Origin of the sequence: Allorhodopirellula solitaria, from assembly GCF_007859855.1 — a bacterium.
Taxonomy (GTDB): domain Bacteria; phylum Planctomycetota; class Planctomycetia; order Pirellulales; family Pirellulaceae; genus Rhodopirellula; species Rhodopirellula solitaria.
The window spans coordinates 618,978-638,797 of the sequence record NZ_SJPK01000002.1 but is presented as its reverse complement, the minus strand read 5'-3'; the positions used below and the strand labels follow the sequence as shown (position 1 = coordinate 638,797).

Genomic DNA, 19,820 nt, shown 5'->3' with positions numbered 1-19,820 from the left:
CCACCCTCATGCCGAGCCGTTTGTTTCTATGGGCACTGACTTCCGCGCTGGCAGGATTCCTATTCGGATTTGACACCGTCGTCATCTCCGGTGCAGAGAAAACGATTCAAGCGGAATGGTCACTCGGCCACGCCGAGCACGGGCTCGCGATGAGCATGGCCCTGTGGGGCACGGTGCTCGGCTCACTCGTGGGAGGTTGGCCGACGGATCGATTTGGCCGCAAAACGACGCTGCTTTGGATCGGCATTTTGTACTTGGTCTCGGCGATCTGGTCGGGTCTGGCCACAGACGTCTACTCGTTCATGATCGCCCGCTTCATCGGTGGTGTGGGTGTGGGGATATCGACCGTGGCCGCCCCGCTGTACATCTCGGAGATTTCGCCGCCCGATCGCCGCGGGCGACTGGCGGGGATGTTCCAGTTCAATATCGTATTCGGCATTCTCGTGGCCTATGCATCCAACGCGTTGCTTGCTGGCCTCGGCGAGAATGCATGGCGGTGGATGCTCGGTGTCGAAGCGATCCCGGCGTTGATCTACTCGCTGCTGTGTTTTGGCTTACCCGAAAGCCCTCGCTGGTTGATTTCGGCGCGCGGTGATACCGCCGAGGCCCGCCGCGTCCTCCAGCTTGCCAACCCAGAACTATCAGAGGCCGAGATCGATCAACTCGTTGAGCGAATTCAAGAGTCGGCTGCCGAGCACACATCGTCTGAGCGGTTTTGGACATGGTCGATGCGCGTGCCGATCATGCTGGCGTTCTTGGTTGCTTTCTTCAACCAACTCTCGGGCATCAATGCGATTCTGTACTTCGCACCGCGCATCTTCGAGATGACTGGACTCGGCCAGGAGGCTGCGCTGTTGCAATCGATCGGAATCGGTGTGGTCAATTTGATCTTCACCTTCGTCGGTTTGTATCTAATCGATCGGCTCGGTCGCCGCACGCTGTTGTACATCGGGTCGCTCGGGTACATCGTCTCGCTGGGGTTATGCGCCTGGGTGTTTGTGACCTACGCACCGCAGTTCCAAGTGGCCAATTCCGCGATCGCGGTGAAGACTTCGATTGAAACGTTGCAGAAGGCAGAGGCACTGCCTGTTCAGAATGAAACCGACAACGCTCGATTCCAAGCGGATGTTGAGAGTGCCAAGGGAAACTTGCTCGCCGCATCGAACTCGCCGGACTACAGCGGAGACACCGTTGAGTTCGTCGATGCGGCCGATAACGACGAGGTGCTGGCGACTGCTAGTGAAGCGATGGAGCAAGCCAGCGAAGCGTCGGGAAGTGGTGGGACGATGGTGATGCTGTGCATTTTCGCCTTCATCGCCGCCCATGCGGTCGGACAGGGTGCCGTGATTTGGGTACTCATTTCGGAGGTTTTTCCCAACCGACACCGCGCTGCTGGTCAATCCCTCGGCAGCTTCACGCACTGGATCTTCGCAGCCCTGATCACGCTCGCATTCCCTTGGTTCATCGGGAATTTCGCCCCCTCGACCGTGTTTGGCTTCTTCTGCTTCATGATGATCTTGCAATTGATCTGGGTCGCCACGATGGTCCCCGAGACGAAAGGCGTGCCGTTGGAGGAGATGGAGGCACGATTGATCGGGGATTCGAAGTGACCCCACTCATTTGAGAACGTTGCTGCCCGCGTGGTAGGCACGCGTGGAAATATCTCGGTCGACAACGCAACGGAAACGACTGAACGATTCGGTTCAGGACTGGTCCAACGCACGTTGATTCGGTCTGCTATACTCGCCGCCTATCCTGGGCAGCGATATTCCCCTTCAGCAATGGACAGGGGTCCCTAGTCCGCCATCTCGCCAGAGCACAGCTGGTCGGATGCGACGACAGGCTGCTCGGAGCTCAGCGGCTGTTTCTCGGGCATCGATCCCGTCGCCGGTGATCTTTCCAGGAAAAGTCCCCGACCACCGAATCAATTCCATGAAAATAATCACGTCCATCATTGCCGTTTGCCTGGCGATCAGTCCGCTGGCTACGAACCTGCGTGCCGCGGATTCCGCGACGCCTCCCAACCTCGTATTCATCATTGCCGACGATTGCACCTACGCTGATATCGGCTGTTATGGCGGCCAAGCGCTCACACCGCACATTGACGCCTTGGCTCAGCAGGGCATGCGGCTGACACGGTGCTTTCAAGCGGCGCCGATGTGTTCCCCTACGCGGCACAATCTGTACACCGGGCAATACCCTGTCAAAACCGGCGCCTATCCGAATCACACGTTTGCCCGCGATGACGTTGAAAGCATCGTTCACTACCTTCAGCCGCTCGGGTATCGAGTCGCGTTGTCGGGAAAAACTCACATCGCCCCGGAGTCGGTTTTTCCTTTTGAGTACTCCAAACGCGGCAAGAAGAAAAAGTCTCTTAAGAAGTCCATGCAGGGGCCGGAACTGAAAGAACCTTCGGTCATTGATATGGTCGCGGTCAATCAGTTGATGCAAGAAAGTGCCGCTAGCGAACAGCCCTTTGCGTTGTTCGCGTGCTCCAACGAGCCGCACGAACCCTGGAACAAGGGCAAGCAGTTTCGCTCGCAATACGATCCCGCAGCACTGAAGCTACGACCCTACATGGTCGATACGCCCGACACCCGCGCGGCATACCGAGACTACCTCGCCGAAATCAGCTTCTTCGATGCAGAGGTCGGACGGATTTTAACGCTGATGGACCGGCATGAATTGTCCGAGAACACGCTCGTCGTGGTGGTTTCGGAACAGGGAAACAGTTTCCCGTTTGCGAAGTGGAGCTGCTATGACGCGGGGCTGCAATCGATCATGATCGCACGCTGGCCCGGACAGATCCAACCGGGCAGTGAATCCGATGCTCTCGTCGAATACGTCGATGTCTGCCCCACGTTCGTCGAGGCTGCGGGGGGCACGCCAGCGAGCGTGCTCGATGGCAAGAGCATGCTGCCTGTACTGCGTGGGCAGACCGATCACCACAAAGATCACGTCTTCGGAATCCAGACCACACGCGGCATTTTCCGCGGCCCGCACCACTATCCGATCCGCAGTGTCCGCAACGAGCGGTTCAAGCTGATCCGAAACTTGGACCCGGATGCAACGTTTCACAACACCATCAATGCCAAACCATGGTTTCAAAGCTGGGAAGAGCAAGCCACGGCGGGCAATGAGCGGGCCCAGTCGATTGTCGACCGCTTTGCCAATCGGCCCGCGGTGGAACTGTACGATGTCGAATCGGACCCTCACGAACTCAACAATCTGGCCGAGGATCCCGCCTATGCGTCCACCCGCAGCGAACTCGACGCAGCGCTCACAGCTTGGATGAAATCACAAGGCGACCTGGGCCTGGAAACGGAACTGCAGGCATTCTCTCACATGCACGGTGGCAACGCCGAGTACCAGCAATGGGCAGCAGAGCATCGCCCCAACGGAAAAGGAAACTGAAACGATGAAACTCGCTTACTTCTTAGCACTGGTCTGTCTGACCGCTCCCTACGCGAGCGCGGAGACACCTCCCAATTTCATATTCTTTATCACCGATGACATCAGCCCAGATGATCTGAGTATCTATGGCAATGAGCATGTCGAGACCCCCAATCTTGAGAAGATCGCATCCCAGGCACTGGTCTTTGACAACGCCTACTTGACGATCAGCTCGTGCTCGCCGAGTCGCTGCAGCATTATCACAGGTCGATACCCGCACAACACCGGCGCCCCCGAGCTACACCAGTCTCTCCCCCAGGATCAACAGACTTTTGTTCAAAGCCTTCAGGACGCCGGTTACTACACGATCCTGTCCGGCAAGAACCACATGGGCAAGGCGAAGACGCTGGGATTCGACGTCTCCTCGGATAGTCATCCAGCCGGGAGTGAGAAATGGGTCGAGCACTTGCGTCAACGCCCCGACGACCAACCGTTCTTTGCTTGGTTTGCTTCCCACGACGCGCACCACGGCTTTACTATCAACGGAAAGGCTCCCACATACGAGCCCGGGGACATCGATGTTCCAGCAATGATGTTCGACGGACCGGGAACGCGTGAGGAACTGGCGGGGTTTTACCATGAGGTGAGCCGCACCGATCATTACGCAGGCGAGTTGATGAAGGAGCTCGAGCGGCAAGGGATCGCGGACAATACGTATTTTGTGTATTGCAGCGACAATGGCCGACCGTTCCCGCGTTGCAAGACCTATCTCTATGACAGTGGAATTCGGACGCCCCTGGTCATCGCGGGGCCAAACGTGGAGGTAGGTCGAACCGATTCGTTGGTCAGCTCGATCGACTTCTCGGCGACCTTCTTGCAGCTGGCAGGCGTGGAGCAGCCCGAGACAGAGCAAGGAGTGAGCATCGTGCCAATTCTATCGAATCCAGAGGCGACCGTTCGCGACGTTGCCTTTGCCGAACGCAACTGGCACGTCTACCGCAACCACCAACGAGCGGTGCGGACGGGCGATTGGCTGTATATCTGGAACGCATGGCCCGAGCGATACAGTGTTTCTGGAGAGAGTTCGTCTTATGGGTTCCAGGCCGTGAAGGAATTGTGGGAGGCGGCTGAGGCGGGCAAACTCACCGATGCTCAGGCTCTGCTCACGACGAAACCGCAACCGGCCGAGATGCTGTTCAACGTCAAATCGGATCCGAATCAATTCGACAACTTGGCCGCGAACCCCGAGATGGAACCGACTTTGTCGCGAATGCGAGGCCTGCTGCAGCGTTGGCAGGAGGAAACCGGCGATAGCGTGCCTACTCATCCGACCCCTGACCGGCAGGGGCTGCACGAGAAGCTGGGTGGGAAAGTGAAACGTGGTGAACTTCCCGGCGCCGCTCACGACGCCACCACCATCAACGCCTCTGGCCCCGTGACCCCATCGTCTTGATCTACCAACGCCTCACACATTGACTTCGAGCGAGACCGTCTGTTGAACCATCCTTTTGTCTTGGCCAATCAACTGGCCACTCCGCAAGGGCCCGACACGGGTCGAATCCAGCTCGGGCCGATCGACTTGGTCACGGCCATCACGTACCTCATCGGTATCGTCGCGATTGGATTGCTAGCGGCGTGGCATCATAAGAAGAAACAAGGGGCGGCTGAGGAGTATTTCTTGGCAGGCAAGAGTCTCGGTTGGCTCAGCATCGGGATGGCATTGTTCGCCACCAATATCTCGACATTGCACTTGGTGAGTTTCGCACAGAACGGATTTGACACGGGACTGCTCAATGGGAACTTTGAATGGATGGCGGGCTTCACGCTGGTGCTGCTCGGGTTGTTCTTTGCACCTTTCTATATTCGTTCATCGATCGCGACGTTGCCCGATTTTCTCGAGCGGCGATACAACCGTATCTGCCGCGACGTTTTGGCGCTGATCTCGATTGTCTCGGCGGTCGTGATTCACATTGCCTTCGCCCTGCTCACCGGAGGAATCATTCTCGAGGAGTTGCTCGGCGTTTCGATGATGCTGAGCATCGTCGTGCTCTGTGTATTGACGGGCGTTTACACGATTGTGGGCGGACTGCTCGCCGTGGTCGTGACCGAATGCATTCAGACCGTGGTGTTGCTCGCCGGAGCCGCGCTGATCACTGGCCTGGCATTTTATCAGCTCGGTGGCACACCGGACTCCCCGGGAGGATTCGACGGTTGGCAGAACCTCGTCTCGGTGCTCGAGCGTGAGGGGGAACCACAGAAGCTATCGATGCTCCGCCCGCATGGTGACCCCGACAAGATGCCATGGTACGCGATCCTACTGGGATACCCGGTGCTCGGCATTTGGTATTGGTGTGCCGACCAGACGATCGTGCAGCGGGTGCTCGGTGCCAAGGACGAACTCAACGCGCGGCAGGGGCCCATCTTCGCAGGCGTATTGAAGATTCTGCCCGTGTTCCTGTTTGTGTTGCCTGGATTGCTGGCCTACGCCTTGCATCAGGATGGACGCTTGGACCTGTCCTTGATCACGGTCGATGGCGAGGTCAAGAGCAAGGGGATCTACGCGAGCATGATCACGGAGTTGTTGCCGGTGGGTCTGCGCGGGGTATTGGTCGCGGCCCTGATGGCGGCGCTGATGAGCACGGTGTCGGGCGCGCTCAATTCCATTTCTACTCTGGTGAGTTACGACATCATCAAGCGGTTTCGACCGACGATCGATGACGCCTCTCTGGTGCGTTTCGGCCGCATCTCGGCCACGGCTGCTTTGGTATTCGCGGTGGCGATTGTGCCAGCACTCAATCTATTTGAGAGCATCTTCAACGGTATGGCGACAATCATCTCGCACATCGCACCGCCGATCAGTGCGGTACTCGTGCTCGGCGTGTTCTGGCGGCGTTCGAGTTCGCGTGCCGCGGCGACCACGCTGATCGCGGGTTCGTTGCTCGGCATCGGGGTGTTCACCATCAACACGCTGCGGCCCGAAGGTGAACTGAATCAGCTGCCGGGTGGGTTCATGATGATGGCATTCAATCTGTTCGTGATCTGCTGCGTGCTGCAAGTCGTGCTCAGCCTCGCGTTGCCGGATCCGGCTCGTGCTAGCTCCGAAGTGCCCCGTACGGGCGCGGAACTGCGTGGCGCCGATCTCGCTTGGGAAACCCCGCTGGCCGCACTGAAGATCCCTGCCCCGAGTCGCTGGTCGGATCCGCGGTTTCTCTCGATTGGGTTGGCCATCGTGATGGTCGGCTTGTACTGGGTGTTCCGCTAAGCACGTCTGCGGGGAATCTTTCCGCATACAATGTCGTATCTGACGAGGCAGGCGGGCTGTTGATTCACCACCAAACCAGATCCCCTGTCAGCTTGTCTGACAGGAATCGCCGTTTTGTGATTAGAACAATAGAGCGTTCACCCCGCTCCCATGCGGGCTTGCCCCGCATGACAGCAAAGTCTGTCGGCTTGGTTTCCTGTCAGACAAGCTGACAGGGGAACGTGTGTCGATGCCGCGGTTTTCTAATTGCAAAACTTAGCTTCCCGTGCGACAAGCACACGGGGGAGCTGACTTGTGGGGATTCATGAGGAGGCGACGAGTTCTTGGGACGGAGGGCTTGTCGCAGCGCTCTCGCGTCGAGTTAACAAGACTGCTTCGCATCTGAAGTAAGCGGTATTCGGCGTTAGCCCAATGGCTAATAAAGCGAAGCATCTCCCCCGACGTGCATAGCTGGCCCACGATCGGCTCTTTCTCGTTAAGATGGCCTGATTCCGTCAGTCCGTTTCTTCTCACTGAGAGCCTTTCATGCCTTTGCGCACTCCACTGCCGCTGTGTTTTTGTCTTGTTTTGATTTGCGTGTCTGCCTGTTCAGCCCAGCCCTCGGTGCCATCGACCACGGCCAAACTATGGCAGGATGGGATCCCCGGGTCGGATCTAGTGGCTGACGGCGATGTGCCGGAGTTGATCATCCATCAGGTCACAGCGGACGAACCGACCGCGGGCGTCGTGATTTTGCCGGGAGGAGGTTACGGTCATCACGCGATCGATCACGAAGGCTATGCGTTCGCCGAGTGGTTCGCCTCGATGGGTATTTCCTCGGCCATCTGCACCTACCGGATGCGAGGCAAAGGCAACGAGGGCAAAGGCTACGGCCATCCGGCACCGATGATGGATGCTCAGCGCGCGATCCAGACGCTCCGCAGCCGTGCCGAGGAACTCAACTTGGATCCCAATCGAATTGGCGTGATCGGTTTTTCCGCGGGCGGCCACTTGGCCTCGACGGTTTCAACCCATTTCGCCGAAGCGGACTCGGAGGCGAGCGATCTGGTAGCGCGAGTCTCATCACGACCGGATTTTTGCATCCTCTGTTACCCCGTCATTGCACTCGGTAAACCGTTCACGCACCGGGGCAGCCAAATCAACTTGGTTGGCAAAGACGCCGACGCGGACTTGATCGAATCTCTCTCGAACGAGACACAGGTGAGCGAGCAAACCCCACCGACGTTCTTGTTCCATACCGCTGCAGACAAAGCGGTTCCGGTGCAGAATAGTTTGGCGTATTACGAGGCCTGCATCGAACACGGCGTCGACGTGGAGATGCATTTATTTCCAGAGGGACGCCACGGCTTGGGGCTCGCCGCTTCGACGCCAGGGGCTTCCCAGTGGCCCGGCCTTTGCAGGCAATGGTTGACCCGTCAATCGATGGCGGTTCCTAAGAAGTGACAATCATTTCTTGAAACGCCCCACGAAAACCACACAGCGAGAACCATGACACATCCCAAGCACGCCGATACCGACCATCCTGTTCATCAACTGATCGCCGAGCGATGGAGCCCGTATGCGTTTGCGGACCGCGATGTTTCGGATGAGGATTTGCAATCTGTCTTCGAAGCCGCTCGGTGGGCGGCCTCGTCCTACAATGAGCAGCCTTGGAGTTATCTCGTAGCTCGCCGCGAGGACGACGCGGCGTTTGAACGGCTGTGGTCATGTCTGGTGGAAGGCAATCAGGCTTGGACCAAGAGCGTACCTGTATTGGCGATCGGCTGCACGAGCCGAAAGTTTTCCAAGAATGGGAAACCCAATGCGGCCTGTGAGCATGACCTGGGTCTGGCTAGCGCCAATTTGACCTTGGAAGCTACGGCGCGAGGGTTGGTGGTGCATCAAATGATCGGGATTCTACCTGACCGGGCTCGCAGTCTCTTCAATATCCCGGACGATGCGGAAGCCAAAACCGCCCTGGCGATCGGCTACGCGCCGCCGGTGGACGCGGTGCCCGAGGAAGTGCGTGAGCGTGACCTGCAACCGCGAAGTCGCAAACCGCTGCAGGAGTTTGTTTTTGGCGACAAATGGGGCGAGTCGCACACGTTCTAGTCTACGATTGTGTTCAATGGACCTATCTGCAAAAGACGATCCGAGGATGAGGTCTATCCCCAGCACGAGACCGTTCTCGAGAACGTCTCGGTCGCTGATATCGGAGATGTCGAGCAAGTGCGCAAAGCCAAGGCTGTGGGCGTCGCTCGGGCTGTCGATCTCCCACAAGTTTTCCTACGCCGAAGGCGTTGGAGAAAATAGCCGGTGGTTTGAGCGTAAGCGAACACCACCGGATAGATCTTTCGACCGCGAAGCGGTCTTGGTAACCCGACGCGTCAGCGAGGATCACTTGTTCGCCACGCAAAACACTGCATTTTCCTCGCTGACGCGTCGGGTTACCATCGTGATGATGCCCCGAACGGGGGCAAAGTAGATGGCATTGGGGCGGCGCTACCCAGTGACTCACGGCACTCGGCTCACTATTGTCGCATCCATGCCCATTTCGCTGGTCGCGATCCACCAACGGTCTTACCGGACAGACGGCTAGCGAAGCGGTTTTTTCGACTTGACTGCCGATAGCACGACATCATCGTTGATCAGCTCTTCGTTCATCTTGGCGCGGTACTCCATCATGCTCCCGGGACCTTGGAAACCGACAACGGTTTCGTCCCAATCGAGTTGTTTGCTGAGCAGGTATCCGTTGTCGACGTCGAATCGAATGCTGCCGTCACTGAGTTGCTGAACGACTTGGGCGCGGAGCGATTCGGAATGAATCGGTGTCAACGTTTGGCTTTTCACTGAGATTGTCGCGACACCGGCGCTGACTTTCTTCAGCGTGTAGACCTGGCGGATTTTGATTGTTTTGACTTGCTGGTCGTCTGTCCGCGCCTTGATTTCCGATGGCACGGTCCATTTGTCGCCAATCGCGACCGGATCCGCTGGCAGGCTCAATGTCAGCGATCCCATGCCCAAGGATGCCTTTGACCCCGCATGGCTCTCTCGGTCCAGTTCGGTGCCCTTCGCATCGATGGTGACCGTGGCCAGCGGGGTACCGATTTGGTCGGCGACCACGCGGAACGCTGCTGGCGGTTTCTCACCGGTGCGACTATCCCACCGGATTTCGTCTTTGTCCCCGTTTTGCTGGGTCATCTCGACCGAGTCGATCTGGTGGTCAAAGGTGATTTCCTGTTCGTTCACATTCTGTACTTTCCAGGACCGCACACTCGTCGTGTACACGTTGGCGATCTCTTCGGTGCCGTTCATCCGCGTTTTCGTTTTGGCGACATGGGTCACTTTGTAGCGGATCGTCTGTTCGGGCGAGAGTTGATGGCGGAGTTGGTAGGTGGCGTCCTCTGACTTGGCCAGCACGCTCTCACCGGATCCAGCGTTGCCGCTGTCGGCGGCCATCGAGAGGGGTGCCGTGGCGAGGGCTAAGCTGACGAAGGTGGCGAGCAAGCGAATAGGCGGGGCGAGGCGAACAGACATCGTGTTTCGGGCTCCGGAACGGGGGCGGGCAAAGGATGACGTCCCCGCGTGTAGCAGAAGCCAAAAGTCGACCGCTAGGGCTGAATTTCGACCTGGCGAGGGAGTTTCGCTCCAACTACCTTGGTAGCAACAGGTTACCCGCACCGAGCGATTGTGAAATCAAAATGAAGATTGGGTTACCGACAGATTATCCACGAGTGTGCAGAGTCGAATAAGCCTACGAACCGGCGTGGACGCGAGGGCGTTGAATCCCATAGAACTCGTTTTTTGCGACCGCTTCGAGAGCGCCGTCAGGGGCCCCGGCAGCTGAGTACAAAAACTTGAGTCAAACGGTTTGACTTGTTTGCTATCAAATCTAGAATCTGCCTCACTCGCCGCAGGAGAGCCATCGGGCGGAAACGGCTGAGTCATTTTTGGAATCCGTTCCAGTTTTCACAAAAACATCGTTTTTCGCTGAGTTCATCACGTCTTCAGGCGGGTTGGGCGGTGGCGGGAAGCGGGGTCGGAATCTGTTTGAGTTTTAGCGTTGACGCTCACGCGGCACCGCTTCCGTCATCATCATCCACGAGGGAGTTGTCGCTACCGGTATGTCGTCGACGCAAGGCAGCATCGAGACGCAGGAGGCCATCGAGCAATTTGCCGATGCCTTGCGACAACGCATCGGGTCGGACCGGTTCCGCTTGTGGTTCACCCACGGGATCGAGTTTGATCTCGAAGCCTCCGATGAGACGGTCGATGGGCAGGCTGACGTGGTCGTGTTGCGGGTGAGTGGCCCGTTTGCAGCGGACCGCATTTCCAAAAACTTCACTGCCGACCTCCGCGCCGCGGCCACCATGGCATTGGGAGATCACGGGCGTTTCCGGATGCTCGTCGAAGCCGCCGCGACGCAGCCGCCGCTCATCGACGAGGCCGACACGGCAACCGATGGCCGGACCGAGGGCACCGGTAACAAGCGGTCTGCCCGCGAGACTGCATCGAAGAGCACGGCTCGCCGCCGAGGGCGGGCCAAAGGGCCGTCCGGGAAACTATCGAGCCTGTTAGCCGATTCCAAATTGACTCAGTCCGCCGAGGAGGCGGCCGAGGAAGCCGACGCGGCGGATTTCAGCAGAGACCGAGCAACGGCCCGCAGCAACGCCAGAGACGAGTCGGGCTCGGCTCCGAGTGCCCCATTGCCGGAATCACTCCCGACCGCTGGCCGGACGCTCGATAGCTTCATCACAGGGCCCTGCAACGAATTCGCTTTCTCAGCAGCGACGATGGCGATGTCGACACCCGAAGTGGCCACGCCGCTGTTCCTGCATGGCCCGACAGGGACGGGGAAATCCCATTTGCTGGCAGCGATCGCCGAAGAATTCCGCCGCCGGCGGCGGATGCGACGAGTGATCCTGTTGACGGCCGAGCAGTTCACGAACGACTTCGTCGGCTCGGTCAACTCGACGGGGCTGCCGAGCTTCCGCCGCAAGTACCGCGAGGTGGACGCGTTGTTGATTGACGATGTTCACTTCCTGGCGTCCAAGACAGCCACGCTTCGCGAAGCCCTGTACACGCTCGAAACGCTCGCGTCGGCGGGCAAACCGCTCGTGTTCACGGCGAACCTTCCGCCAGCGGATATTCGTGGGCTGACCGGGGAAGTGGCCGGGCGAATGTCCTCCGGTCTGGTCTGCCCACTGTTGGCACTCGATGCCGAAACCCGTTTGAATCTCTTAACGCGGTTGGTCAAAACCCGCTGCGTGCTCGACTGTGACCCAGGGCTATTGGCCGAGGTGAGCGAAGCGATCGGCGGTGACGCCCGCGCCGTCGCTGGCGTGGCCAATTTGATTGGGATGCTACAACGAATGTTCCGCCGCGAACCCACGATCGACGAAATCCGTCAGTTCGGTGGCGATCTGATGCGAAACACGCGTGCGGCACCTTCTCTGAAGTCGATCGAGCGAGCTGTTTGTGACGCTTTTGGGTTGGAACGAGACGGACTTCGCGGGAAAGCCCAGACACGGCGGGTGAGCGAACCGCGGACGCTGGCGATGTACCTCGCTCGGACACACACCGGCAGCGCGTATACTGAGATCGCTCAACACTTCGGCCGCCGCAGCCATACCGGGGCGATCGCCGCCCAACAGAAAGTTGCTCAGTGGTTGGCTGATGGAAAACAGATCGGCGGTGGTGACGCAGCCATGGCCGCTGCTGATGCGATCGCCCGTGTCGAAGCCCGACTGCGTGCCTAATCGGCCGCCGACACGACAGCCGTCGAGCCGCCCCGGTTTGGCTCGATTGACCAATCGCTTATTCTACGAACTCCAAGCTCCTCCAACCCACTGTCACACGGATGATCAAAGACGACAAGTTTCCGGCTTCCGGATTTCGTGACAAGAAGAAGAAGGAGATCTCGGCCAGCGAGATTCTGCAGCGGCAACCGCCATACGAACTCGAAGCCGAAATGGGCGTGATCGGCAGTATCCTGATCATGCCCGATATCTGCGACGAAATCGCGTCCCTACGAGCAGACGACTTTTACGACGACGCCAACCGGATTATCTACGGTCACTTGCGTGACATGTACGATACCGGCGAGAAGATCGACATCACGCTGTTGGTCTCCCGCATGCGGACGTCGGGTGAATTCGAGAAAATTGGCGGCGCCGCGTACCTGGCGCGGCTCTCGGGCAGTGTCGCCAACGCTGCCCACGCGGTGTTCTATGCAGAGATCGTGACCGAGAAAGCGGTTTTCCGACGCCTGATAGGGTCGAGTACCGAGATCCTCCGGGAAGCTTACGAGCAATCCAGCACCGCGAAAGAACTCTGCGCCCAAGCGGAACAGAAAGTGTTCGCGATCATGGACGGGCGTAGCAGCAATTCCGTGTCGGCGATTAGCGATGTCCTGCATCAAGCGATGGACCGCATGGAAGCCCGGATGCGAGACGACTACGTCGAGGGAGGTGCCGAGACAGGCCTGACCGATTTCGATCAGATGACCGGCGGGCTGCACTCGGGCGAACTGATCATTCTCGCCGCCCGCCCCTCGATGGGCAAAACAGCACTGGCGATGAACATTGCCGAGAATGTCGCCTGCGTTCAGCGCGAACCCGTGCTCTTTGTGAGTTTGGAAATGTCGGCGATCGAACTGGCCGACCGCTTGCTCTGTTCGATGGCGCGCGTCAACGGGCACCGGCTGCGAAACGGTACGATCTCGTCGGATGATCGTGATCGGCTGGTCGGCAAAGCCAACGAGGTCAGCCAAGCGCCTTTGTTCGTCGACGACTCGCCGAGCCGGACGGTGAGTGAAATCGCGGCGGCGGCCCGGCGGATCAAACGTCGCGAGGAAGGCCTTGGGATGATCGTGATCGATTACCTGCAGTTGATTGAGCCCGACAATTCGCGAGACCCTCGCCAGGAACAGGTCGCCAAGATCGCCCGGCGGCTCAAGGGGATGGCCCGGGAACTCGAGGTCCCATTGCTGTGTTTGTCCCAGCTCAACCGGCAGGCCGAAGAAGGCAAAGATCACCGGCCCAAGCTCAGCCACCTGCGGGAATCCGGTGCTATCGAACAGGATGCTGACGTGGTCATGTTCGTCCACCGCGAAGAGTACTACCACCGCGGCGATGAAAAGGCGCAGTACGCAGGCCAGGCCGAGATCATCATCTCCAAGCAACGTAACGGCCCCGTCGGCGACGTCGATCTAACCTGGGAAGCCGACTTCACGCGGTTCACCAATCGTGCCGCTGAGCACCACAGCGAATTTGACGACTACCGTGAATTCACCTCACCCGGTGGATTCTGAAGCCGCTTCGTCGCTTTGGAGAAGTCGCGTCTCTGGACGGCGGACGATCGCCGCCGCGCCGACCCGATGACCCCCGTGGCTAGTCAAGCTTGTTCGGATTGACTCACCGAAGCGGTGTACCGCCGGCCGAGCAGCCACATAGCGAACATCCAGCTGGCGCCCAAGAACAATGGACTCCAACGAGGCCAGGCCGCCGAGAGCCCCGCGATGACAAAGAAGATCGCGCCGGAAATCGCATTGCCGCCCCAGAGATGACCCGCCATGGCGAAGAACCCAAAGCCGCTCATCATGGCTGCCAAGACCATCACATCGGTGTGATCAAAGTAACCCGCCGCCCATAGCAAATTGACCAGGGTGAGCGAGGCCAGGTAGCCCAGCCAGATTGACCAAACAGGGCGTTCGGCAACACCGCGCGGCATCCAGCACCCATCGCGTGAGTAGTGAATGGTCCATCCGATGCCGATGAGCATCAACAGACGCGGCACGAAATACCCCAGCATCGAGGCGGTGCTGAGCGCCGAGTCGGACATCGCCTGGCGAACCTCAGGCGTCATCGCTTCGGCAATCCCGAACATCAGTACGTGCGCCACGAGCACGATCACACCGATGCGAACCAGAGCGCGTCCCCAATTGGAGAACGCATCCTGATGTTGATCCCGGGTTAACTCACGCGAAACTTTGCTGAAGATTCCATCCGGGCCCGCCTGGGGTGGCTCCCCGGCCAAAATGCGGTGGAGGTCATCGGCGAGATCATCGGCGGAGCGATACCGCCGCGTCCGATCAAACGCCATCGCCCGCACGAGAACATGCTCGAGATCGGCCAGCTGCGGCAACCGGGGCATCCCGCCTGGCCAAGTCAAACGCAGCGATGGCACGTCATCGCGGAGCACATTGCCGAGCACCTCCGCAGTCGATTTGCCGGTGTGTGGCGGTAGACCGGTGAGCAGCGCGAATAGGATCCCACCGAGCGAGTAGATATCCGTTGCTGCGGTGACGTCTAATTCCCCTCGAGCTTGCTCCGGGCTCATGAAATGGGGTGTGCCAATGATCTGGCCATCCTTGGTCATCCCCGGTTCATCGCGGTGCCATTTGGCGAGCCCAAAGTCGACAATCTTGAGTTGACCATCATTATCAATCAGCACATTGTCGGGCTTGATGTCCCGATGGATGATCCCTCGACGGTGCGCGTATGCGACGGCGCGAGCGATATCACGGACGTGTGCGATGGCCACGCAGATCGTGTCACGCTCGGAGTCCGACTTCGAGCTGCGCGGATCACCGGCGCTGCGTTCGAGATGCGCATGGCGTCGATTCACAGCCGCCTGCAGCGACTCCCCGCTGACCAAGGGCATGACGAAGTAATCCATTCCACGCCAACTGCCGATGGCATGAATCGGCAGGATGTTCGGGTGCGAAAGCGCCGCAGCCGCTTCGGCTTCAATCCGAAAACGCAACTTCAGGTCCGCATCGGCAAGCACCCCATCACTGATCAATTTCACGGCAACGTCGCGGCGTAGGCTGAGCTGCGTCGCTGCGTAGACAGTCCCCATCCCACCGCGGGCGATCTCGTGGGTCAAGAGAAAATCGTCGAGGCATTCGCCGATCAAGGACCCTTCGTCGGGATCGCAGTGAGGGTCCCACCACCTCTGGTTCGCTGCGAAACTACGCAGTGGCTCGGCATGTTGAGGGAAGCGAGCGATCATCTCATCGACTCGAACCGGATCGCCCGCCTCGCGCTGCTCGATAAAATGAGCCAACACTGATTCCAAGGAGGCATCAGGATCGATCCCACCGCCGCCAGCGGCTTGGGTGGGGGCGGGTTCGGAACGATGGGACGACTTTTTCATCTGTTTCAGTATAGCCCGCCTAATCGATCCCCAGCGGGCCGGTCTGTTCGATTTCAGCCAACTGGTCATCACGGCTCTGCAGCTTCGCCGCCCGGCGTTTGGTCCATGATGCCGCCATCTGCCGGTCGGTTTGGAAGACCAGAGGAGGATCATCCGCGTACTCCCTCAGCACCTCGATTGACTCGTCCGGCGGGCGAGCGGATCGCTGCAACCAGGCGCCGACTCCGCCGGGACGCAGGAAGAAGGGCGAGCGATGATGGCCGTGTTCCATCACGAATGGCAACGCCGGGCGCATGATCAAACTCATCGACAACTCGGCTGGCGCGTTGTCGTCGCCTCCGCCGTCACGAAAGGAGAAGATTCCCGCGGCCAGCAACAGGCGATCGTCTGTCGCTGAAAAGCTCACTTCGGTCCCCTCGGTTTCGCCCCAATAACTGGGTTCACGGAACGAAGTCATGGGCACCACGCAGCGATACTTTTCAAAGGACTTTTTCCACGGCCACTTCTCGCGGGACTCGATCCGCGTGTTGTTGAGGGCTGGACCACGCCCCGACGAGCGTCCGCCACCTTTGCCCATCCCAAACGTCATCGGCCGCAGCTCGCGATCGCCCTCGCGATTGAGCACCGCGACGGGAGCTTTTGAAAAGGGGAACACCTCGTCGGGCAGATCGAAATCGAATGCAGGTTGCACGTCCAGTTCACGGCAAACCGAATGCATGTTGGTTCGCAGTTGGTATCGGTTGCACATTCCGGGTGACTCTACAATTGAGGACGCATGATCTCCCAAACCGACGAGGCCGCGGTGACGTCCCCGCGGTTGGCCGCCGCGCGACCGTAGACGACACGGTTGTACGCATCGACCACTCGCCAAGCAGGTTGTTTGAGTGTAGGGAATTGGTTTGCCAAACGCCGCACAAATTCGCTGGGCGTTTCGTCCTCGCCGCGCTGAACCCCTTGTTCGCGGCCCCATGCCTCCAAGGCCTGAAAGGTGACCACGACGACTTCGCCAGCATCCACTCCACCGACGGGGTTGGCGAACGACGAGAACGGCCGCCCAGCCGGCTCGAGCGACTTTCGCTTGCGGCGCGTGGGCGTGACGGGCTCGATGTTGTCTCCACCGTTGAGCCAACTGTGCAGCCAGGCCAACCAGGCCTCGCGATACAGATAAACGTATACCGCGACAATAATCAGCAAGATCACAAACAACAGGAACTTCAACATCCCCGTAAGCGCGCCACTCCAATCGGTCGTTGACGTAGGCGGCGTGGACGGGGAGGCAGCGGTCTCAGGAGGCGGAGAGTCGGCAGGGTCTGGCTCGGCAGAATCGGGATCAGTGGAGTTCGGGTCTGCCGAATCGGGATCGGAGGGGTCGGCATCCGAGGGTTCGTCCGCCGGGTTGTTCTCGGGGGACTGCGGATCGTTTGACTCGGGACTCGATGATTCGTCGTTGGGCTGCGTCGATTCGTCCGAGGAGTTGCTCTCACTGGACTGCTCGCTCGACGATTGAGCGGACTCGCTGGGATCCGATTCGCTGGATTGGTCCGCATCCGAACCGCTATCCGAGTCGCTCGGCGAAGCCGCCGATTCGGACTTCCCGGGCTGATCGGGTGACTCGTCAGAGCCGGCGGGCTTGGTACCGCCTTTGTCCTTGCCCGCCGGACCATCGTCGCGATTTCCCCTGTCGCCTCCCGGTTCCGCATCGGGCTGATCTGGACTCGTGATCTGGGGCGCCCCCTCCGGCTTCTGGGCATCGGGCCGCGGGGCACCCGTCGTCGGCGCGTTCTCACCGGCAAGATCGGCACCCTCCTCGCCCCACCCCAGGCGGCTGGCCTTCGTCGAATCGGAATCGGTTAGGAAATCGGGCAGCCGTGTCGCGATGAGCGTCTGGCCAGGCATCGGGGCGAGAAACGCGAGGAGTAGAATCAGGAAGATCATGCCAACGCCGCCCGCCAACCAGGCGATCGTGACCTGAGTCGACATCTCCGTACCACGCTGGCGAAGGTAGCGGCGCAGATTCAGAAACGACGTGACGACCAATAACGAGAGGCTCGTAAAGAGATAGAGCGACAGGTACCACTTCGCTCGCTGCCAGATATTGGGATCGTTGTTCAAGAAGAACTGGCCGATACCGAACAGAGGCAGTGCCCCGATGGCGAGGTAGAGTACCGTCATTCCAGGCTGATGGCCGGCACGTCGGTTGGAGCTACGCGGCTGCCAGCCTGTCGATGGTGCGGGACCGGCAACGGAGGGAGGACTGCGTTGCTGGAACCATTTTCGAGCATTGTCGATGAGCCCTCGGCCACTGCTATCGACACCATCGTCAATGATCGTGCAGTCATGCACGATGCGATCGGCCAGGTAGCCAATCGTGAGAATGACCGCCAGTGTAAAGACGGGATCCTTGAGGAACTTTGTCATGACAAAGAAAGTCGCTGCTCCCAAACACACCGCGTAGACCGACGCCTTTTCGCGGCTCTCTTCGATCGTCACCCGGGCCAGCGCCGTCGCGCCCATGGTGTAGCACATCAGGGTCCACGCCCCGCGTTGGGAATAGTTACCGTGGTAGAGCACCAACATCAAAAAGTTGGCCAAGCTATTGAGCAACCACCAGATCAACGCGGGCGCAATCGCGAGGGCAGCGTAATCGGCGAGCGTTTGATAGCGACGAGACACGGAACCGGAACAGAGCGGAGGAGAGAGAGCTAGAAGCTATTAACCAGGAGCTAGGAACCATCATACGCTTGCAAGCGTGCGACGAGGGTGGCGAGACGGGCCGATGCGTTGGGCAAGGTGACTTCGGCCAGTTCCATCAAGTCGGCGATGGGGCCTTTCATTTTCTCACAGTTTTGTTCCATCTCGACCGCCACGGTCCGTGTCCGCTCGAGTCGTTGACGGCACAGTCCTTTGCGAGCCTTCCATCGAGCGACCTCTTTTTTTTCATCGGCTGCGGGAACCGCTTGACCGGCACCCACAACGGATTGCTTGCGACTGAGTCGGTCGAGCGCTTCGCTGTGTCGCTGCTCGGCGAGTCGCAGCTGCCGCTTCCAATATACCGGATAGTCCTGCGAAAAGTGGTGTTGGGATTTGTTGATCACCGCCCGGACTTGGTGCCCCTGCTGCAGCAATCGATCACCCAGCCGGTCCACTGCCCGTCGGAGCTCGTCGAGAGATTGGATACTGCCTACGTCTGCTTCGCTCATGAGAGCTCCTGGGGGCGTCTTCGATCAAATTCGAAACCGCATTTTATTCTATCCGCTCAGCCATTTTTTTTCTTCAAAACGTTGCTTTTCGTGTGACAGGCATCCGAGAGAGCAATCCTTCGGGCAGCCGACCACTCGTAAGGAACGCGGGAGTAGTAAGTGCCGTATTGGACGAAGCAACGAACTGCTGGACACCAAGAAGTAGGTTCATCCGACGGAAGCGTGCGCAGAGCACAGCGGAAGGTTTTTTGAGGCATGGCTCTCGTATCCAATGATCGTTCAAAAATGCGTCCCTGACGAACAAACGCTCGCCAGGGACCGACAACACCATTGGCGTACCGCTTTTGCAGGGAAACGCTGGCGACCGAGATATCCCTTGCCAAGCCAGCACCTCTGCAGAGCTCGGCTCCGTTTCTCCCGGCAGTGCCAGTCTAAAATTGATAATCACATCCCACAAATAAATCCTTCGATACGGGAGCCATGCCTTGAAAACCTCGGGCGCACGCTTCCGTCGGATGAGCCCTATTTTCTTCAACGCCTTCGGCGTAGGAAAACTTGCGGGGCTCAACAGCTCGTCGCCTTGTCCACCACCGAAAAGCTTTCGCAAAACTGGCTACTTACTGATCACGCGTTGCTTGGCTGGGGCCACAACGTCGTCAAATGGCCTCAAAACGGCCAGTTTTGGTCGGTTAGGTAATTTGTGCAGGCAGGTTTTGCAGCATCCCGGTCCGCTTGAGCTGATTATGTGCATCAAGACAGGTCCTGAGGCCGAAATCGTTAGTGAAGACGACTATCACTTTTACAAACTGAACCGCGCCGGAGAAGGA

The 19,820-nt window shown here is 59.0% G+C and carries 13 protein-coding genes; 8 read left to right on the top strand and 5 right to left on the bottom strand.

Going from position 1 to position 19,820, the window contains the following annotated elements; all coding sequences use genetic code 11:
• The first annotated feature begins 8 nt into the window (after positions 1 to 8).
• The 6 genes from CA85_RS05615 to CA85_RS05590 all read left to right on the top strand — a co-directional run bounded on the left by CA85_RS05615 (position 9) and on the right by CA85_RS05590 (position 8,746).
• Positions 9 to 1,610: a sugar porter family MFS transporter gene (locus CA85_RS05615; RefSeq protein WP_146390294.1), complete on the top strand. Its 1,602-nt coding sequence runs from the start codon at positions 9 to 11 to the stop codon at positions 1,608 to 1,610.
• A gap of 322 nt (positions 1,611 to 1,932) precedes the next feature.
• Entirely contained in the window at positions 1,933 to 3,414 is a 1,482-nt protein-coding gene (locus CA85_RS05610) for a sulfatase family protein (protein ID WP_146390293.1), read from the top strand.
• 4 nt (positions 3,415 to 3,418) lie between these two features.
• On the top strand, positions 3,419 to 4,846 hold the full coding sequence (locus tag CA85_RS05605; protein ID WP_146390292.1) for a sulfatase family protein: 1,428 nt from the start codon (positions 3,419 to 3,421) through the stop codon (positions 4,844 to 4,846).
• Positions 4,847 to 4,888: 42 nt separating this feature from the next.
• Complete coding sequence (locus CA85_RS05600; RefSeq protein ID WP_246112536.1) at positions 4,889 to 6,655, top strand: sodium:solute symporter; 1,767 nt, start codon at positions 4,889 to 4,891, stop codon at positions 6,653 to 6,655.
• A 576-nt stretch (positions 6,656 to 7,231) separates the two neighbouring features.
• Positions 7,232 to 8,098 (top strand): alpha/beta hydrolase, encoded by an 867-nt coding sequence (locus CA85_RS05595; RefSeq protein WP_246112535.1) that lies wholly within the window; start codon positions 7,232 to 7,234, stop codon positions 8,096 to 8,098.
• A gap of 45 nt (positions 8,099 to 8,143) precedes the next feature.
• The gene (locus tag CA85_RS05590; RefSeq protein ID WP_146390290.1) at positions 8,144 to 8,746 is read left to right on the top strand and encodes a nitroreductase family protein; all 603 of its coding nucleotides are present in this window, start codon (positions 8,144 to 8,146) and stop codon (positions 8,744 to 8,746) included.
• A gap of 483 nt (positions 8,747 to 9,229) precedes the next feature.
• Here the strand turns inward: CA85_RS05590 and CA85_RS05585 are convergent, their stop codons facing one another.
• Positions 9,230 to 10,171: a DUF6263 family protein gene (locus CA85_RS05585; protein WP_186774760.1), complete on the bottom strand. Its 942-nt coding sequence runs from the start codon at positions 10,169 to 10,171 to the stop codon at positions 9,230 to 9,232.
• A 587-nt stretch (positions 10,172 to 10,758) separates the two neighbouring features.
• Between CA85_RS05585 and CA85_RS05580 the strand changes: the two genes are divergently transcribed.
• Both CA85_RS05580 and dnaB read left to right on the top strand, forming a co-directional pair.
• Positions 10,759 to 12,393: a DnaA/Hda family protein gene (locus CA85_RS05580; RefSeq protein WP_146390289.1), complete on the top strand. Its 1,635-nt coding sequence runs from the start codon at positions 10,759 to 10,761 to the stop codon at positions 12,391 to 12,393.
• A gap of 101 nt (positions 12,394 to 12,494) precedes the next feature.
• Positions 12,495 to 13,946, top strand: a complete 1,452-nt coding sequence (gene dnaB, locus CA85_RS05575) for a replicative DNA helicase (protein WP_146390288.1) — start codon at positions 12,495 to 12,497, stop codon at positions 13,944 to 13,946.
• Between the two features lie 83 nt (positions 13,947 to 14,029).
• On the opposite strand, the gene CA85_RS05570 is transcribed toward dnaB, so the two are convergent.
• Genes CA85_RS05570 through CA85_RS05555 form a run of 4 tightly spaced genes read right to left on the bottom strand, consistent with a single transcriptional unit; the run spans position 14,030 to position 18,993 of the window.
• Positions 14,030 to 15,793 carry a serine/threonine-protein kinase gene (locus tag CA85_RS05570; RefSeq protein WP_146390287.1) on the bottom strand — a complete coding sequence of 588 codons (1,764 nt, stop codon included), beginning with the start codon at positions 15,791 to 15,793 and terminating at the stop codon, positions 14,030 to 14,032.
• A gap of 19 nt (positions 15,794 to 15,812) precedes the next feature.
• A complete protein-coding gene (locus CA85_RS05565; protein ID WP_146390286.1) occupies positions 15,813 to 16,541 on the bottom strand; it encodes an SOS response-associated peptidase family protein in 729 nt (242 codons plus the stop codon).
• Between the two features lie 11 nt (positions 16,542 to 16,552).
• Positions 16,553 to 18,466 (bottom strand): DUF4129 domain-containing protein, encoded by a 1,914-nt coding sequence (locus tag CA85_RS05560; protein WP_146390285.1) that lies wholly within the window; start codon positions 18,464 to 18,466, stop codon positions 16,553 to 16,555.
• A 50-nt stretch (positions 18,467 to 18,516) separates the two neighbouring features.
• Entirely contained in the window at positions 18,517 to 18,993 is a 477-nt protein-coding gene (locus CA85_RS05555; protein ID WP_146390284.1) for a hypothetical protein, read from the bottom strand.
• Positions 18,994 to 19,820: the final 827 nt, after the last annotated feature.

Excerpts from the sequence above, each read along its gene's own strand:
- CA85_RS05615 (WP_146390294.1), top strand. The coding sequence starts at position 9 with ATGCCGAGCCGTTTGTTTCTATGGGCACTGACTTCCGCGCTGGCAGGA.
- CA85_RS05610 (WP_146390293.1), top strand. The coding sequence starts at position 1,933 with ATGAAAATAATCACGTCCATCATTGCCGTTTGCCTGGCGATCAGTCCG.
- CA85_RS05605 (WP_146390292.1), top strand. The coding sequence starts at position 3,419 with ATGAAACTCGCTTACTTCTTAGCACTGGTCTGTCTGACCGCTCCCTAC.
- CA85_RS05590 (WP_146390290.1), top strand. The coding sequence starts at position 8,144 with ATGACACATCCCAAGCACGCCGATACCGACCATCCTGTTCATCAACTG.
- CA85_RS05585 (WP_186774760.1), bottom strand. The coding sequence starts at position 10,171 with ATGTCTGTTCGCCTCGCCCCGCCTATTCGCTTGCTCGCCACCTTCGTC.
- CA85_RS05580 (WP_146390289.1), top strand. The coding sequence starts at position 10,759 with ATGTCGTCGACGCAAGGCAGCATCGAGACGCAGGAGGCCATCGAGCAA.
- dnaB (WP_146390288.1), top strand. The coding sequence starts at position 12,495 with ATGATCAAAGACGACAAGTTTCCGGCTTCCGGATTTCGTGACAAGAAG.
- CA85_RS05570 (WP_146390287.1), bottom strand. The coding sequence starts at position 15,793 with ATGAAAAAGTCGTCCCATCGTTCCGAACCCGCCCCCACCCAAGCCGCT.
- CA85_RS05565 (WP_146390286.1), bottom strand. The coding sequence starts at position 16,541 with ATGTGCAACCGATACCAACTGCGAACCAACATGCATTCGGTTTGCCGT.
- CA85_RS05555 (WP_146390284.1), bottom strand. The coding sequence starts at position 18,993 with ATGAGCGAAGCAGACGTAGGCAGTATCCAATCTCTCGACGAGCTCCGA.